This is a genomic window from Nostoc sp. ChiQUE01b (assembly GCF_034531255.1).
Classification (GTDB): Bacteria; Cyanobacteriota; Cyanobacteriia; order Cyanobacteriales; family Nostocaceae; genus Nostoc.
In genome coordinates this window covers 1-16,825 of record NZ_JAVRBM010000003.1, presented here as the reverse complement: position 1 = coordinate 16,825, position 16,825 = coordinate 1, and the positions used below count along the sequence as shown (strand labels likewise).

The window sequence follows — 16,825 nt, the reverse complement described above, 5'->3', positions numbered from 1 at the left end:
TTATCCGAAATCCTTAGTAGGTATAATTCATGAATTATGCCTACGTCATTTTCACGCCTATATCTAATAGCGTCGTCGGATAATCTGGTATCGTCCGTAGGGCTGCCGTCGTTCAATAATCTGGCGTTGTCCAAAACGCTGCCGTCGTTGGATTCTCTGATATCGTCCGTAAGGCTGCCGTCGTTGGATTCTCTGATATCGTCCGTAAGGCTGCCGTCGTCGGATAATCTGGTATCGTCCGAAGGGCTGCCGTTGTCGGATTATCTGCCGTCGTCTATAGTATCGTCTTGACCGCCGTTGAGCAATCAAAAGCTCTCCGGTTTTATTTTCAACCAGGTTGGCATCTGGTGCAACGCTCTGTTCATTCAGAGCATTACTTAGAGAAATATCTTTCGCTTCAGCTAATGAGGGCGGAGACACAAAGGCAAATAGCAATACTGCTATTGAAGATAACTTCCTGAAACCTTTCATGTTTTTGCTTCTCTAAACTTTCGGTAATAACTTTATTAAAACACTTTCAAGTCTGAAAATTACCGTTCGCACACTTTTTTAAACTTAATTTAGTATAAAATTCAATATTGCAATCTCACACTTTTGTATAATTGTAATTTTTATAAGCTTGTGTATATAAAGAGTTAGTATTTAACAGGATGTAATTTTTTTCACCACATAGATAAAGTATACAGTTATTAATTAAACAAGCGACATTTTTTGTTGTGAGATGGGTTCAAAAGCCTTACTGGGTAAGGGAAATATCCTCCCAAATTTTGATTTGGTAAAACCTTAGATCGGACTCATCTCCATCCCACAAGATGTATCAAAACTGTATCAAATACAAACGATAACTGCTAAATATTCTTAGCGGAAGCTGTAAATAATAATCTGTCACTGGGTTTCTAGCTCCGACCAACTATCTTGTTAAGTGCTGCGTTTTTCCTATCTTCTGCCTCCTTTAAGGATATCTTCTGCTACCTCCACCTACTACACCAATTTTGTGGCGATAGGAGAGTTCAGCACCGAACCAACCAGAAGCACTAGTCAGTGTACCGACAACAAGCGAGATTAACAGTCCCCAAGGTAATATTCGGGACTCAGCGTCGCCCAAGCGTAAGAGAAAGTTAACGAGTGATAAAACTAGTATAGAAACGTTAAGTATCAAATGCGTCCAACCGGCGGCGCGCTTGCGGACTCGTTCAATTTTCAAAAAGTCGCTCAGACCGATCGCAGATGCAAGCAGACCTCCAGCTAGTCCAAGTCCGATTAACCATAGCGAAGCCCTAGCCCAAAAGAAATCGCCAGTTAACCAGTAACCAACGTCACTTCCCAAAGCGGCGGCTAGAAAGGCTATGGGAAAGATCACACTCAACGGGTGTAGGGGATGTCCGGCGATCGCAACTGTACTGGGTACACCGGTATCACGATACTCACTGTCGTTACTTTCAATAACTGGTGGAATATTTGGAAAAGGTGTTGAACCTGTTTGCGTTGTTTCTGTAGTTTCCATTATTAGTATCCTGAATTTATGAACGTTACATTTTTAAGCTGAAGGAATTTTTTCCACATAAGCTTCAGCCTGTAGGATTAGTTTGCCTACTTCTACTTTTAGTTGGTTGACTTGCAAACTTATGCCATCTAAATCAAAATTACTTAGATTCAAAATTTCGCTAGTTTGATCTATCAAAGCTTTTGTCAAATCTGACGATATTTCTTCACTTTCGCCATACTCGATATTTTCCAAACTAACACTTTTTCCATTGCTGCTAATTCTGGGAACTGCGGAAAAAGCAACTTGCTGATTTTCATCAGTTTCTACTAATTTTATGCTGGCATTTAGTGCTACTTTCCCATCACCCGGTAATCGAAAATCTACATCTTGAGGTTCAATAGTCCTCAATTGTCTGTTAATATGTATTTTTTGACTTTGTAGTTGCGATCGCACATATTCGGAGTTGAAAGCACGATTGATATCAGCTTCGGTTAACACAACCTGTGTATGAGCTTTAGTCGGTTTAGTTAGTTCAATTTTGCCAAAAGCTACACTTAGAGGATTAATGGCAACACTAGTCATTTGCATTTCCAGCTCCTTCATGCGGAGGTCTTTCTGCATCACCAAACCTTGACCTTCAATCGTGACTTCATCCACCTCTCCCTGAACCAGTTTCAGCGGGTCTGTCTTGATGTCTACATCTAAATTTTCTACTTCATCTAATTGACTAGATAATCCTATTTCTGCCGCTTTATTGAGCGCTTGCTCTCCTAATCCAGGATTGTCTGGCATTATGTTGAGTTAACTCCTAGTTTGAAGTACATCCTTGAGTAAATTTAATAAACTAACAGCAGAGTTTTATCTATCTGGCGATGGAATATAGATTTAAATGTTGTTTATCTAATTTGAATTTTCCCTCCGTACCCCTTTCATCCTTTATTACCTCTGCACTTGGAGCGATTTGTTATAAAATTGACACAAACCCAATATTTCGGTTGAGTTCTTCTGACTGCTGGAATTTTTTTATACAATGCTCTCAGAACGTTTTACCACAGCCCTGACCTACGCCACCCAACTGCACGCTAACCAAGTTCGTAAAGGTTCAGATGTTCCCTACATAGCTCATTTATTAGGTGTCGCCAGTATTGCTTTAGAATACGGTGCAAATGAAGATGAAGCGATCGCAGCCCTCTTACACGATGCGATCGAAGATCAAGGTGGCGCTGCAACACGAGAAGAAATTCGCCGTCGTTTTGGTGACAATGTAACAGCAATTGTAGATGGTTGTACTGACGCTGATACAACTCCAAAACCCCCTTGGCGACAGCGCAAAGAGGCATATATTGCTCATATTCCTACAGCTTCCCCATCAGTACTGCTTGTGTCATTAGCTGATAAACTTTACAATGCCCAGTCTATTCTCAAAGATTATCGCATTTTGGGCGAATCACTTTGGGAACGTTTTCATGGGCGTAAAGAAGGTACTCTTTGGTATTATCGGGCGCTTGTAGATGCTTTTAAAAAAACTGAAAGCACTGTAATAATTGAGGAATTAGAACGGGTGATTTTGCAAATTGAAGTGTTAGCATCCAAATAAAAAAATTATTTACTCTGAAGTAGATAAAAGATTTATCAAAACTAGACAAATAGATTTTTTCCAAACACGATATAGTCATGTTTCTCACGAATAAATTTTGGCTTTTAGGTTCTCTCTCTAGATAAAAAATCTTTCTCTCGGTAGATAGGTGTACTGACATTATTATGGCGGCTATATTACCAATATTATGACGATAGTAAGAAAAAACACCCTAAATCCAACTGTAAATCCTGTAAATCCTTCTGTCAGTCCTCCAGGAAACTTGGCAGAAAAGTATATGGAAGCAGAGCGTATGCATGATGTTCTGCTTTTACTGCAAAACTTGGTTAACAGTGAAGAAGCCACTGTGAAACTAATTCTGGATTGTCTTTATGATGTTGGTTCAGTCAATTTGATCAATCAAAAGCTTCGCCTGAAACCCTTAAATAGGGTGATGAAATTAATTGCCCGAATGTCCAAACCAGTTTTTAGAAGCATAGCTTTAAATTGGTTTAAAAAGAACTGTCCCCAACTGATTACTAATTGGCTACACACACAAGTCTCTTTTGAAAACCCTCAAAAAACACCCGAACAAGTAGCTATTGAAGTTGTCAAACTGGAACCATATTCTCTACCACAGACAGAAAGTCTGAGCCAAGAGATTAAAAATCTGCGCTATCAGGTTAGATGGCTAGCTGGAATTTCAATAATTGCGATCGCTGTTTTAGTAGTAAAAGCCACTTGGTTGAGCTGAAACCGATGAATGATGAATGATGAATATTATTATGCCTCTGCCCAAACCCATCTTGGAGGATATAGAAATACACTTGCTCTTGGAGGGTGTGTATCAATACTATGGTTATGACTTTCGCAATTATGCTCTTTCCTCACTCAAGCGCCGTATTCAAGGCTTCATGCAATTAGAAGGAGTAGCAAATATTTCTGCATTGCAAGAGCGGTTACTCCACAACCGCGCCTATTTAGAAAGATTTTTGCTTGCTCTGACAGTGAATGTAACATCAATGTTTCGCGATCCCAGCTTTTATAATACCTTCAGAAATCAGGTTATTCCCTTCTTACAAACCTATCCGTTTATTCGGATCTGGCACGCTGGATGTTCAACTGGTGAAGAAGTCTATTCAATGGCAATTTTACTGCAAGAAGAAGGACTTTATCACCGTTGCCGCATATATGCCACTGATACGAATGAGAAGGTATTACAAAATGCCAAAAGTGGGATTTTCTCGCTGAAAATGATGCAGGAATATACTCACCTTTATCTGAAAGCAGGCGGCAAAAAATCTTTCTCAGAATATTATACAGCAGCTTATGACAATGCTATTTTTCGCTCGTCTCTAAGAGAAAATGTTGTTTTTGCCCAGCATAATTTAGCCACTGATAGTTCTTTTAATGAGTTTAATGTGATTCTTTGTCGTAATGTCCTCATATATTTTAATCAGGTACTTCAAAAACGGGTACACGAACTGTTTTATAATAGCCTTTGCACCTTTGGTATTTTAGGTTTGGGAAGACAAGAATCTATCAGGTTCACCTCTTACGAGCAGTACTATGAAGAATTAATCAAGGGTGAAAAAATATATAGGAAAATAGCTGGTGGGTGAAGAGAATGCTTTGAGTGGGGAACTGAATTAGGAATTATCGTAAAATAACTAATGCCGAATGCCCCAAAAATTATAAATAAAATTGCGTAGGTATAGCCCATTGTTGATACAACTGTCAAAAGACAGTCTGTCAAACATTTTTTATTGTGTTCAAAAGATAGATTTAGCGATCGCTTAAGGTAAATTACATATTAAAGTCTTAAAGGAGATTGTCGATGCAACTTCTCGAATGTCCTCCTGTTGCAGTGATTGCTGGAGAAAATGCGGTTCATGTTTCTCAACTACCTTCTATATGGCAAGACATTGCTAGAGGAACCACGAGTGTCGGACTTTCTCAACCCCAAAGCTATATTGAGATGGCGCAGTTATTTTTGTATAAATTGGAACGTGGTGATGTTGATTTATTTAGCGATCGCCCCCAACTAGCTCACCTAATACCATCATTTTCCCAGTTATTTACACAACTGGCATGGGAAACCCTAGAGTTTTTTGGGCAAGACTTTCTCAAACACAGCTATCCGAACTTTGCAGAGATTCTCCATGATCTGGAGTCAAAGGGGACAGATTACGCTGATGAAGTAAAAGTGGCTCGCATTGGCATAGATTTGTTTAATGAGTTTGGTTATGAACTACCTGCTAGCTTTTATCACGTACATTTAGCACCAATTTACCGCGATCATGTTTTTGAAGAACGTGCTTTACGATTTGATCGGCGCGATATTGAGCATAAACGTGCTTGGGATGCCATACTCCATGCGGGTAAGGTGTTTGCTATGCAAATGAAGGTGCAAAGTATTGCTTCTAAATACGGTTTTACTTATCAGCATGGCTGCGGTTGCAACTCTCATCTATCTTCCATTGATGTATCTCGTGGCGCGTTTGAATATGAATTGAGTCTCGACAAGCGTCAGCGATGGATTCGCAGTTTCATCTGGACTGCTTGGTATGAGTATGCCTTCTTTGCGATCGTACCTAATACAAGTTATTTGGTTTAACGCCTTGTTGTAATGATATTCACTTGACACACATTAATTCAAGCCCCCGGATTTATCCTGGTCGTGCTTCAATTTTGACTTTTGAGAGCCAGTTGCTTCTCCCAAGGGGAGACGCTGCGCGAACAAGTCGGCAGAGCCGCCCAACGCACTGGCTCCTTTTGACTTCCCCGCAGGGGTTGACCTGAGACTTTCCAAAATTATTCGCAAACAATAATATTTCCGACTTCTTAGAGAAATCGGAAATTTAAAGCTTTTGATTTTCACAAATCCAATAGGATTGCTATATCTATATCTCTATTTACCAAAAGCATCCTTAATGTTTTCAACAGTACGTTCAACTGCATTCTTTGTGTTGTCTATTGCTTCTTTAGTCCGAGATGAATCTTCATTTGCTCTTCTCTGAATTGTAGCGGCATCTTTCTTGGCTTTGCGCTCAACAAAACTACCATTGTCTGTTGCTTGGTCAACTTTACTGGCATTGCTCTTGGCAGCGTTTTTAACTTTATCTGCCGTATCGTCAATGAAATTTTTGGTTCGTCCTGCATCTCTACTAGCTTTGTCTTGAGCGCGATCTGCATCATCATACGCAATCAAGGTTCCAGCAGGATCAGCCATTGCTGAGGTATTGGAGAAAAATGCACCTTGCCAAACAAAAGCGATCGCTAACATACAAAACAGCGCTGTGGCCATCCAGCGTTTTAGAATGGAAAGCTGCTTTGCAACATAATTGGATTTCATACAACACAATCTCATGTGATTTAGTATACTATTTCTACTTCATTTAGCTTATTTGTCATATCGATCCCTAGATAGAAGTTCTCGCATCAATAGTTATGAAATGAATTCACTATTTTGATAGATTGAATTTTGAGTAAAGATTATTTATTGGCAATTAAAGGTCGAATTCAACAGTTTACAGTTTTTGAATATGGGTAATCGCACCGAGAGAAAAGTTAGCGATCGCTTTTCAGTTATTAACTTGCGATCGCTTCCACTGGGCAGTTACGCTATCGCAACTGACTTTTTACGATTGGGACGCTTGCGTTCTGATTTTTTCTTCAGTCCAACGGCTTGAGCTTGATCGCTATCTGAGCCATATTGCCCGCGAATTACTTCTTTCATGGCTAATACAGCATTATGAAATTCCCATTCTGCTAATCGTGCAGCATCAGCAGCAGCACGATATAAAGTTAGTTTTTCAGTTTCGGATTGTTGCTGCGCCAGCATAGCTTGATAAGCTTGCTGTAAGCTTTCTATAGACGCATCAGTACGGGTTGTGTTGTATGTGCTGATGGTTTGCAAACCGTGCAATGAGTTTATATCTTGACTAATTGACTGAGAAGGCAAACGACGGGTTTTATCTTGGGCGGGCATATATGCATACTGATATACTGTATACATTTAATGTGCCCATTAGAACAAAAAATCTAACAGTAAATTAGGATTTTTAGATAGAACAAGGTTAAACCAATTCGCAATTCGCAATGACGCTCGCGGACTCGCTAACGCTGCGCTAACGCAATTCGCAATGACGCTCGTTCGCCCTTGGCGTCTCCCCTTCTCCCAAAGGGAGAGGCTAGCGCCAAGGGAGAAGACTCGCTAACGCTGCGTTCGCAAAGCGTCTCGTAGAGAAGAGAGCAATTCGCTTTTTCCGTGTTGTAACGGGGATTTAGACCCCGCCACAACACTTGCGGCTTGATAGAAGCCGGGGACTTAAACCCCTACACTTTGTTAAAAAAAGCGTGAGTTAATTTTTGCAGGTCGAAACAATGGCATTGTCAGGCGAAACAATGGCATTGTCACTCGAAACAATGGCATTGTCACTCGAAACAATGGCATTGTCACTCGAAACAATGGCATTGTCAGTCCAAACAATGGCATTGTCAGTCCAAACAATGGCATTGTCAGTCCAAACAATAGACTTCTTGCATAAATCCAAAATAAGAACCCCACCCCGCCTTTGACTTACGTCAAAGTCTCCCCTAAGAGCCTGCGGGGAGGGGCTGGGGGTGGGGTTTAGGGGGCTTTTGCAAGAGGTCTAATCGCATTGTCAGCCGAAACAATGGCATTGCAGGGGGTTGCATTAGATAGCGTGGCGATCGCAATTACAATCTAAGGAGTTTACAGTAAGTTTTGGGAATCATTAAAACAATACAATCCTACACACATTTGGAGTTTTAATGAATCCTCACAAGCTGTTACCTACTTTGTCTTCAATCACAACATCTGATGAGTGGTACACTTACTACAAAGCTAATGCTGAGTTTCAATTAGAAATCCCTTGGAAACGGGGTGCAGAAATCACAGAGGATGAACAGAATGCCATAGCAGATTCTTTAGCAGCTTGGCAGTTGGGTGAGACATCAGATGGGTTGCACTTACTGTCTACTGCTCAAAACTATGCACAGCGCATCAAAGATCCCAGATATGTTGATGTAATAGAACTATTCATCAAAGAAGAACAACGTCACGGAGGCGACTTAGGACGGTTTCTAGACCTTGCCCAAATTCCTCGGTTACAGCGTAACTGGGGCGACACGCTGTTTCGGAAAATACGCTATGCAATCCCAACAATGGAGATTTGGACAACTCCCGTGATTATGGTTGAAACTCTAGCATTGGTCTATTACAAAGCAATTCAAAACGCAACAAATTCCCCAGTTCTTAAGCAGTTGTGTCAACAAATATTGAGAGACGAAGTAAAGCATATTCGTTTTCAATACGAGCGTTTGGCAGTTCTACACAGAAACCGCCCTGCATGGTTACGGAAGCTCACTTATCTTATGCAGCAATTTCTTTACTATGTACCAGTGATTCTAGTCTGGATTGGTCATCATCGCGCACTTAGAGCTGGAGGACATAGTTTTAAAAGTTACTGGCGGGATGCTTGGGTAAAAATGAATTTTGCTTGGGAGCGAATGAAACCAGAAAGATATCAGTGGTAGCATAGTCGATGTGTGAACTTTCCGCACAGACAACACTAAGAAAGTATCATGCTGACATCAACTGCTGGATGCGCTGTGGTTACTCTCCCAGCCAATCTGGATTTTGGGCAGTGCTGTCGAAGATTGATGAGGTGATCTCCCGTGCGAAGGAGTGTCAGAGTTTGTCGCCAGACATCGCTAAAGTATCTTATCTCAACGAACTCCAAACTCCTAACTCCTAACTCCTAACTTTATTTACCACTATAAAAAAAGGCAATTTCTTTCTCTTTTAGGGGTGCGAAACCAGCATCTACGAGTAACTGGTCGAGTTCTGCTTGAGGAATGTGTTTTGCGCCAATTCGCACAATACGCGATCGCATCGTATTAGATACACCACTACGCTGTCTATTGCCTTCTAGCGCCATAACTTTACCATAAAGTTCTAGCTTGGCAGGGGGAATGGGAGAACCATCAAAATCAATTCCCTGTGCGATCGCTTCATCAATCGCATCAGCCCCTGTAGTAGTTTGATTTCCTGGGTTAGTTTCGGTAGGCATGGTGATTTTCTCTTCTTCGCTATGGGTAGATTTTACCAGCCTTGCTGACACCAAAGCTGCCAACCCTCAAACTCATACCAATTTGAAAATCTGTAGAGACGCGATTCATCGCGTCTTTACCCAAGGATGTGTTGCAATCATTAATTGAATTGGTATCACATTAGATTAATCACGAGCTTGTCGCGTCACCACACCACCAACAAATGCCCCTAAGATAGTGCCTGTCCATAGTCCTGTTGTGCTACCTTGCCATATTGCTCCTGGTGTCATCCAAGCGTTGCACATCTCCTTTAAACCCCAAGGTTGGTTTTGGCACTTTTGGCTATGCAGCATTATGGTAATTTGTCCACTTGTATAAGCACCAAAGAAACCTGATGACACCGCCAAGAAAGTGCAAATTAAAATTTTATTTTTTGTCATTTGTCATTTGTCATTGGGCATTGGGCATTGGTCATTGGGCATTGGGCATTGGTCATTTGTTAAGAGTTAGAAATTTTTCCCCTGCCTCCCCTGCTCCCTCATTCTCATTCCCCACTCCCCACTCCCCATCAACCTGTATTTCTCATCCCAGCTGCAATACCATTAATAGTTAACAATGCCCCTCGCAGTAACTCACCTTTGCTGTAACGAGAGTGGATGACTCCAGAAGTAGCAGTAGTATTTAGGGACTGCCGTAGGCGCTTGAGTAGTGAAACTTGGATAAATCCCAAGGGGACAATTGTGCCATTACGTAACTGCACAGATCGTTGCAAGACAGGATCACCATCTAACAGTCGATTGTGATCGGTGATTTTTAACACCAAATCCCTTGTAAGATGGAACTCGCTGGCAATTTGGTCAAAAACCTTGGCAAAACGAAGTTGATCTTCTGGTTTTGAGAGTTCTTGGACGTAGTGATGCGCCATTTGGATGTCTACTTTTGCCAAGGTCATCTCAGCCTTAGAAATCACCATCTTGAAAAAGGGCCACTTAACGTAAAAGTAGCGCAGCAATTTCAAGTGTTCTTCTGGTTCTTCGTTCAAGAATTCTTGTACAGCTGTGCCAACGCCGTACCACGAAGGAAGCAAAAAGCGGCTTTGTGTCCAGCTAAATACCCAAGGAATAGCTCGCAGACTGCTTAAATCTTTCTTACCAGATGGACGGCGGGCTGGACGGGAACTAATTTGTAGCTGGCTAATTTCTTCAATGGGAGTTACTTGGTGAAAAAAGTCAACAAAATCAGGTTGTTCGTAGATTAGGGCACGATAATGTTGACGCGATCGCACTGCTAATTCTTCCATAATCTCATTCCAAGGTTCAATATCATCAAACCCTGTCCGCAGAAGACTGGCTTGAATCACAGCCGTGGTGATGGTTTCCATGTGGTACAAAGCCAAGTCTAACAAGGAATATTTGGAAGCTAAAACTTCTCCTTGTTCGGTAATCTTGATTCGCCCATTGATACTATGACCCGGTTGAGCCAAAATTGCCTCGTAAGCGGGGCCGCCACCTCGTCCCACAGAACCGCCGCGTCCGTGGAAAATCCGCAAATTCAAATCGTAGCTTTCTGCTATTTCTTGCAATGATTTTTGAGCTTTATGAATTTCCCAGTTGCTACTTAAAAAACCAGAGTCTTTGTTGCTGTCAGAATACCCCAGCATTACTTCTTGTAAGTTGGGGGTGATGGAGGAGGCAGGGGAGCAGGGGAGCAGGGGGGCAGGGGGGGCAGGGGAGGCAGGGGAGGCAGGGGGAGCAGGGGGAGCAGGGGAGGGTGAATTTTCATCTGTACCTTGTGTTTTTGTCTGTTCGTAACCACCTGCTAACAAAGCGCGATATAACGGCAGTTCAAACAGTTTTCGCATGACGCTTCTGGAGCGTTGTAAATCTTCTACTGTCTCAAATAGGGGGATAACTTGAATAGTTCCGACGGCAATGGCGGGGTCAAAAAGTCTGGCTTCTTTGGCTAAAAGCAATACTTCCAGCACGTCGCTCACGTCGCGGCACATGCTGATAATGTAAGTTTGGCAGATATTTAGACCAAATTCTTGTTGCAGCGATCGCACGATGCGAAAGGTTTCAATGACATCGTTGGTTTTTTCGGAAAATGGCAATTCTGCCGGAATTAATGGCCTTCGGGTTTGCAGTTCGCCTGTGAGCCAAGCAACTCTTTGCTCCTCGGATAGTTCGTTGTAAGGTTGGGGTAATATTTGCAGGTATTCCAGGATCTCATTGAGCGCGTCGGCGTGACGGGATGACTCTTGGCGAATATCTAACTGTGTCAAGTTAAAGCCAAAAATTTCTACCTGACAGATTAGATTTTCTAATTCTCGACAACTTAAACCTGTTTCTGTCAAGTTGCGCTGAATCATTCGCAGTTCTGCTAAAAAATCGGCTCCCGAACGGTACAGGGGGCTGTCTGGATTTTTTGGCGTTTCCCGATTGTACAAAGCTAGATTGCGATCGCGAGTATTTTCCAGCCGTTTCAGCACGTAAGCCAGTTTCAACCGATAAGGTTCTTGTCGATAACGCAGCGCCAGTGCGTCGTAGACTTCACTCAACTGGGACTGATCCAATTCTAGAGATTCCAGTAAGTCTGGTAAAACATCACTCCAGTGCATCGACACACTCAACAATTCAATCAGATTTTTCACTGACTGAATATATCTCCCTAGCACCATTTTGCGCTGATAGCAAGCTGTTTTCCAGGTGATTTCGGGTGTAACTGATGGGTTCCCGTCTCTGTCTGAGCCTACCCAGGAGCCAAAAGAGCAAAAGTTTTTACTCGGTGGTTCTAGCCAAGGAAAGGTATTGGATAGAGTGTGTTTAAAACGTTTATACAGTTGGGGAATGCCATCAAATAAAACTTCTTGGAAGTAGTGCAGGGCATAATCTACTTCATCTAGTACTGTGGGTTTGAACTGGTGAAGTTCGTCTGTACGCCACCACAGGCGAATCTCTTCGAGCAATTGTTCACGGACATCTACTGCTTCCCAAGAATACGCTCCTGGCGTAGTCCCGGAATGGTTTTCCAAGGCATCCAGTTTTTGCAAAAGTTGTACTACTTGTCGCTGCTTATCTCGGATGGTATGACGAACAATTTCCGTCGGGTGGGCTGTAAAAACTAAGCGTACATCCAGATGAGCAATTAGACGTTGAATTTGCTGGGGTGGGACATTCAGTTTGAATAAATAGGGAAACAAGGCAGCAAAAGTACCTTTTGGTTTGACTGGCGCTTTTTCTAGATAACTTTTTTTCAAGAAGGCTGCTGCTATTCCCTTGCTAACAGGCGCATCATCTTCTCTTTGATTAGACGAATAGTTAACATTGGCTGGTGTTTCTGGCTCCATAGCCTCTGTTTCTGCCTCATACCGACTCAATTGCTGCCGTTGTTCGTATTCCTGCTCGATGATGTTAATCAACTGAAAATACAGAGCGAAAGCACGAGCCGCGCGAATTGCTTCGTTGATATTTAGTTGTTCAATTAATTTGACGGCTGAGGATGCTTGGTCATTTGTTGCTTGTCCTTCTGGCGAACATAAATCGCGCAACTCACGCAACAAGTCCACCATATTTTGACCGCATTCTTGCCGGAGAACTGACTCCCACAATTCTTCCACTACCTGGAGACGATGGCGCAAAAATAATTCCGACACCGGGTATATATCAGCAGTTTGAGACGAAGAGTATAAAAGGGAACCCATATTCTCTATTCTTGTAAAGCTAATTACTGTTTACGGTTCTAGGTTTTGCACTTAATGCTCACCGGGTTGTTCCTGAGCAAATAATTATTTGGTGTATATCTTCTCATCTTGATTGATTTCGGGTTCATCTGGGAAGTCTAGATTGGGTAGGCGATCGCCTCGAAATAATTCTTCACTAGCTTCTCCTATGGCTTCTAGTGCTCTTACTGTAGTTTTTCCAGTAATCAGCAGCAGTAATATAGACGCTGTACCTATTTGTAAAAGGAACGATTGAGAAATGGGAAACAAATCCAGATTGGATGCGGGTTTAGGTGAAGACTGTTGGTTGGTAGGAGGCATTGCTAATTTTTGGTTATGGGAATTATGAGTAAGAAGAAGTTAGGAGTTCAGAGTTAGGAGTTAGGAGTTAAGAGTTCAGAGTTAAGATGACTCCAACGATAAAGGGAGAGAGTTGAAATGAGATAAGCTTATTATTTGTTTAGCCGATCCGGAGCATTAGCGTAGTAGGACACAAATCCGGCTTTAAAGGACAAGTCATCAGCCAGTCATATAGAATTATTCTGACTCCTAACTCCTAAATCTTGTACAGACGCGATTAATCGCGTCTCTCCTAACTTCTGATTTCTAACTCCCTATTAGTAAAATAAACGCAAAACTCAACATTAGTCAGACTTGCAACCTATACAAGACTATCTTGGCCGATTTTGTGAGCTACGAAGGTAACAAAATTGTTAAAAAAAAACGTCAGAGTGTGATAAACCTATGGTTCTAGTTTACAAGTGCAGGCACTATCTCCCAACCATCGCTGACTGTAAAGTTAACTGAGCATGAAAACAGTAGTACCAGATCGCCAGCAATCCTTAGTGCAATGGGTAAGCCAAGCAACAGGGATCAACACTTTCGGAGTGAAAGTCCGGTTGCGGGGAAATGACCTTCATATTCTTTGTGAAGGTACAGAATGTCCGCAGCGTTGGCGTACTTTGTCTGATTTGCTGCAAGCACTACAGCAAACAAACTTAGATATCCTCACAAACAGCGAACAAACCTCAATATATCAAGTATTTGTCTATGGCCGCAGAAAAGGAGAACAGCGCCCCTCATGGTGCCATCGGGTTCAGTTAAATCAAATAGATAAGCATCTCGATCAGGTACAGCAAGCGCTGCTAGCAGACTCGGAAAAATCAAAACAATCGGGTGGGGCGCTAATTGTCTCTAACGAAAGTTTGGCACGCCAAGGCAATCCAGAAGCGATCGCTCGATATCTGAGCGAAACTCTGAGTACGTTAGGTGTATCAGTACAGGCAAAAATTAAGCTACATAAGCCAAAGAATTCTCAGCCAGAAGAAAATCGCCTGTGGATATTTTGCCAGTCAAGCTATAGCCCTGATGCATCTTTGCTTGCCGAACCCATAGCACAAAAGTTGCGTTATCTCAAGCTTTCTGGCTACCAAGATGCCGTAATTGTTTCTCAGGTAAGCGGCGAAACTGCCCCTGATTGGCTGCTGCGGGTGGATTTGACGCCACCAGAGGTGATGCTGAAAGAGTGGGCGCGTTGGGGGGATGTGCAAGCGATCGCTCGATTATTAGCTGAAGTACTATCAGGGTTAAAAGTTGGTGTCCAAGTTTCTCTAAAAGAATCAACGCTACATATATTTTGTATCCCAGCTTTCGATCCTTTAGGAACTGCCCCGATCCCAGACAAGGTAATGTGCTTAGAGGCGATTTTACCGCAGCTAGAAGCGATCGCTCCTCAAGCCATTCTCGCCGCCACTGTATACGGACAAAAAGCAGGCGACAAGGAACCCACTTGGATTGATTGGCTGGCTTTACCCGCAGCAAACCATCCCGCCTTTGCCATATCACCACTTGATTTGGCAAATACTGGCGATGAACCAGCGCTCGTATTTTTACTAGAGCGCTTACTCAATCCTGATTTGGATTGGCGACTATTGACTGGTGGAATTCGCGTACTTCTACTGAACAGAAATGGTTTATTGCACATTATGTGTGATGCACCTGTTTGTCCACATCGGCAACAAGTAGCAAGTAAAATTACGCAGTTTATCCGCCAGTTAAAAATTTCCGGTATTATGGGAGTACGTATCTACGGTCGCCGTGCTGGGAATAAAGAACCTTTTTGGCATTATGGCGTCGATCTTGAACATCGCCAACGTTTAGTACCAGAAGCAACCCCAGAATTTGCTGCTACTTCTATATACATTAACGATTTAGTAACATCTGAGACTAGTGAGCCAATTTTGCGCCCAGACTTAACCACAGAAGAAGTTCAAAATTTTGTAACAGAAGTAGCGCGAGATTGGATAGCAACGGCGAGTTCAACTGCGAGAAAATTCCTGTTGAAAAGCCAGCTATTTACCGAAAGCAACCAGTCAGCCGAACATAACCATGATGTTCAAGGAATTAAAACTGCTCTGGTTTGGGGAACACTGGGATTATTGCTCACCCTCCAAACTGATTGGGTATTGGGTCAAATTATTGCACGTAATACGCCCAGTTCGCCAAAAGTCGCTAGTGCCACCCTTCCATCATCTTCCGAGCAAAAGGCATCTTTGACATCTGGAAAAAATCAGAGCGAAAAAACGATATTTTTTACCAGCCCTTCCAAGACAAAATCTCCTCCAAATCAGAGTTCTGTATTTAATGCTTCGGAATTTACCCAGAGTGATGATAGCCCAAAAAATAATTTGGCAGCCGCACCACTGAAGGAAAAAGCAACCGCAACAGCTATTCTTTTAGCAGCGCGATCGCAGATGCCAAGTTTTAATGTCAGACAGTTAGACGAGCAACTAGCACTGTATAAACAGCGTTTAGCTAGAACTGGTAGTCCGCCAGATATATTGATTATTGGCTCCTCTCGCGCCCTCAGAGGAGTAGATCCCGCAGCACTTTCTAAAGCTTTAGCGACTCAAGGCTATCCAAATCTTGATGTGTTCAACTTTGGGATTAACGGTGCTACGGCACAAGTTGTAGACTTTGTGATTCGTCATGTACTAGAACCATCAGAACTACCCAAAATAATTATCTGGGCAGATGGTGCGCGTGCTTTCAACGGTGGGCGCGAGGATATTACTTTTAAATCGCTTGCTGCATCAGCTGGTTATAAACAAGCATTTGAAAAAACACCAACAACGGCAAGTAGCGATGATTTGCCAGAAAATACGGTAAATTCGGGAGAACAAAAAACAAACGAAGAAAAACAGGAGATTAGTACTTATGAAGCTGTCAATCAATCGTTAAATCAGGCTCTAGCATCTGTTTCTGTTAGCTATCAAAACCGCGACCAAATTAAAAGTTTACTACAAAAACAATTACTCATATTTGGTAATAATCAGACAGTTGCATCACAAAAACAGTTGACAGACGGTACTTCAGATGAAAGTATTTCCCAGCAAGCGGTTGACTTTGATGGCTTTCTACCCTTATCTATTCGCTTTAACCCCGCGAGATACTATCAAAAACATTCTAGAGTTACCGGAAATTATGACAGCGACTATAAATCTTTCCAAGTAGAAGGACAGCAAGATACTGCTTTTCAAGAAGTGCTTCAGTTTACCCAGTCTCATAAAATCTCCTTAGTATTTGTGAATATGCCTCTGACGGGAGATTATTTAGATCCAGTGCGTAAGCAATATGAGCAACAATTTCAGCAATATATGTTACGTTTGGCTACTAATCCCAACTTTATTTATCGTGATTTGAGCCAACAGTGGACAAAAGTAAATGATTTCTTTTCTGATCCTAGCCACCTCAACCGCTTTGGTGCATACGAAGTCTCGAAAAAGCTAGCTAACGATCCGATGATTCCTTGGCCAGTGAAGTAAGGGAGTGGGGAGTAGGGGAAGCAGGGGGAGCAGGGGAAGCAGGGGAAGCAGGGGAGCAGGGAGACAAGGGGGATTACTAAAGCCATGCCCAATGACAAATGACAAATGACAAATGACAAATGACAAATGACAAATGACAAATG

The 16,825-nt window shown here is 42.3% G+C and carries 18 protein-coding genes; 9 read left to right on the top strand and 9 right to left on the bottom strand.

Annotation, left to right across the window (positions count from 1 at the left end; all coding sequences use genetic code 11):
• Nucleotides 1–63 precede the first annotated feature (63 nt).
• The 3 genes from RMY63_RS03100 to RMY63_RS03090 form a co-directional block, all read right to left on the bottom strand.
• Nucleotides 64–471: a hypothetical protein gene (locus tag RMY63_RS03100; RefSeq protein ID WP_322727290.1), complete on the bottom strand. Its 408-nt coding sequence runs from the start codon at nucleotides 469–471 to the stop codon at nucleotides 64–66.
• A gap of 481 nt (nucleotides 472–952) precedes the next feature.
• Complete coding sequence (locus RMY63_RS03095) at nucleotides 953–1,504, bottom strand: DUF2231 domain-containing protein (RefSeq protein ID WP_322727289.1); 552 nt, start codon at nucleotides 1,502–1,504, stop codon at nucleotides 953–955.
• A 33-nt stretch (nucleotides 1,505–1,537) separates the two neighbouring features.
• The gene (locus RMY63_RS03090; protein WP_322727288.1) at nucleotides 1,538–2,278 is read right to left on the bottom strand and encodes a DUF2993 domain-containing protein; all 741 of its coding nucleotides are present in this window, start codon (nucleotides 2,276–2,278) and stop codon (nucleotides 1,538–1,540) included.
• 238 nt (nucleotides 2,279–2,516) lie between these two features.
• On the opposite strand from RMY63_RS03090, the gene RMY63_RS03085 reads away from it, so the two are divergent.
• The 4 genes from RMY63_RS03085 (at nucleotide 2,517) to RMY63_RS03070 (ending at nucleotide 5,679) form a co-directional block, all read left to right on the top strand.
• Complete coding sequence (locus tag RMY63_RS03085) at nucleotides 2,517–3,083, top strand: HD domain-containing protein (protein WP_322727287.1); 567 nt, start codon at nucleotides 2,517–2,519, stop codon at nucleotides 3,081–3,083.
• Nucleotides 3,084–3,270: 187 nt separating this feature from the next.
• Entirely contained in the window at nucleotides 3,271–3,816 is a 546-nt protein-coding gene (locus RMY63_RS03080) for a hypothetical protein (protein WP_322727286.1), read from the top strand.
• A 31-nt stretch (nucleotides 3,817–3,847) separates the two neighbouring features.
• Nucleotides 3,848–4,684, top strand: coding sequence for a protein-glutamate O-methyltransferase CheR (locus tag RMY63_RS03075; RefSeq protein ID WP_322727426.1), 837 nt, complete (start codon nucleotides 3,848–3,850; stop codon nucleotides 4,682–4,684).
• Nucleotides 4,685–4,899: 215 nt separating this feature from the next.
• Nucleotides 4,900–5,679, top strand: a complete 780-nt coding sequence (locus tag RMY63_RS03070; protein ID WP_322727285.1) for a hypothetical protein — start codon at nucleotides 4,900–4,902, stop codon at nucleotides 5,677–5,679.
• A gap of 294 nt (nucleotides 5,680–5,973) precedes the next feature.
• Here the strand turns inward: RMY63_RS03070 and RMY63_RS03065 are convergent, their stop codons facing one another.
• A complete protein-coding gene (locus RMY63_RS03065) occupies nucleotides 5,974–6,417 on the bottom strand; it encodes a hypothetical protein (protein WP_322727284.1) in 444 nt (147 codons plus the stop codon).
• A 264-nt stretch (nucleotides 6,418–6,681) separates the two neighbouring features.
• Nucleotides 6,682–7,053 (bottom strand): hypothetical protein, encoded by a 372-nt coding sequence (locus tag RMY63_RS03060; protein ID WP_322727425.1) that lies wholly within the window; start codon nucleotides 7,051–7,053, stop codon nucleotides 6,682–6,684.
• A gap of 380 nt (nucleotides 7,054–7,433) precedes the next feature.
• Between RMY63_RS03060 and RMY63_RS03055 the strand changes: the two genes are divergently transcribed.
• The 3 genes from RMY63_RS03055 to RMY63_RS03045 all read left to right on the top strand — a co-directional run bounded on the left by RMY63_RS03055 (nucleotide 7,434) and on the right by RMY63_RS03045 (nucleotide 8,845).
• Complete coding sequence (locus RMY63_RS03055) at nucleotides 7,434–7,643, top strand: hypothetical protein (RefSeq protein ID WP_322727283.1); 210 nt, start codon at nucleotides 7,434–7,436, stop codon at nucleotides 7,641–7,643.
• Between the two features lie 216 nt (nucleotides 7,644–7,859).
• A complete protein-coding gene (locus RMY63_RS03050; protein ID WP_322727282.1) occupies nucleotides 7,860–8,624 on the top strand; it encodes a ferritin-like domain-containing protein in 765 nt (254 codons plus the stop codon).
• Nucleotides 8,625–8,632: 8 nt separating this feature from the next.
• A complete protein-coding gene (locus tag RMY63_RS03045; RefSeq protein ID WP_322727281.1) occupies nucleotides 8,633–8,845 on the top strand; it encodes a hypothetical protein in 213 nt (70 codons plus the stop codon).
• Nucleotides 8,846–8,854: 9 nt separating this feature from the next.
• Here RMY63_RS03045 and RMY63_RS03040 read toward each other — a convergent pair whose 3' ends face one another.
• Nucleotides 8,855–9,160, bottom strand: a complete 306-nt coding sequence (locus tag RMY63_RS03040; protein ID WP_100898458.1) for a DUF4090 family protein — start codon at nucleotides 9,158–9,160, stop codon at nucleotides 8,855–8,857.
• Between RMY63_RS03040 and RMY63_RS03035 the strand changes: the two genes are divergently transcribed.
• Nucleotides 9,159–9,308, top strand: coding sequence for a hypothetical protein (locus RMY63_RS03035; protein ID WP_322727280.1), 150 nt, complete (start codon nucleotides 9,159–9,161; stop codon nucleotides 9,306–9,308). The two genes, RMY63_RS03040 and RMY63_RS03035, sit on opposite strands and share 2 nt — an antisense overlap.
• Nucleotides 9,309–9,325: 17 nt before the next feature.
• Here the strand turns inward: RMY63_RS03035 and RMY63_RS03030 are convergent, their stop codons facing one another.
• From RMY63_RS03030 to RMY63_RS03020, 3 genes are all read right to left on the bottom strand, one after another.
• Nucleotides 9,326–9,580: a hypothetical protein gene (locus RMY63_RS03030; RefSeq protein ID WP_322727279.1), complete on the bottom strand. Its 255-nt coding sequence runs from the start codon at nucleotides 9,578–9,580 to the stop codon at nucleotides 9,326–9,328.
• A 128-nt stretch (nucleotides 9,581–9,708) separates the two neighbouring features.
• Nucleotides 9,709–12,840, bottom strand: coding sequence for a phosphoenolpyruvate carboxylase (locus RMY63_RS03025; RefSeq protein ID WP_322727278.1), 3,132 nt, complete (start codon nucleotides 12,838–12,840; stop codon nucleotides 9,709–9,711).
• Nucleotides 12,841–12,924: 84 nt separating this feature from the next.
• Complete coding sequence (locus RMY63_RS03020) at nucleotides 12,925–13,179, bottom strand: hypothetical protein (protein ID WP_322727277.1); 255 nt, start codon at nucleotides 13,177–13,179, stop codon at nucleotides 12,925–12,927.
• Nucleotides 13,180–13,667: 488 nt separating this feature from the next.
• On the opposite strand from RMY63_RS03020, the gene RMY63_RS03015 reads away from it, so the two are divergent.
• Nucleotides 13,668–16,682 carry a DUF1574 family protein gene (locus tag RMY63_RS03015; RefSeq protein ID WP_322727276.1) on the top strand — a complete coding sequence of 1,005 codons (3,015 nt, stop codon included), beginning with the start codon at nucleotides 13,668–13,670 and terminating at the stop codon, nucleotides 16,680–16,682.
• Nucleotides 16,683–16,825: the final 143 nt, after the last annotated feature.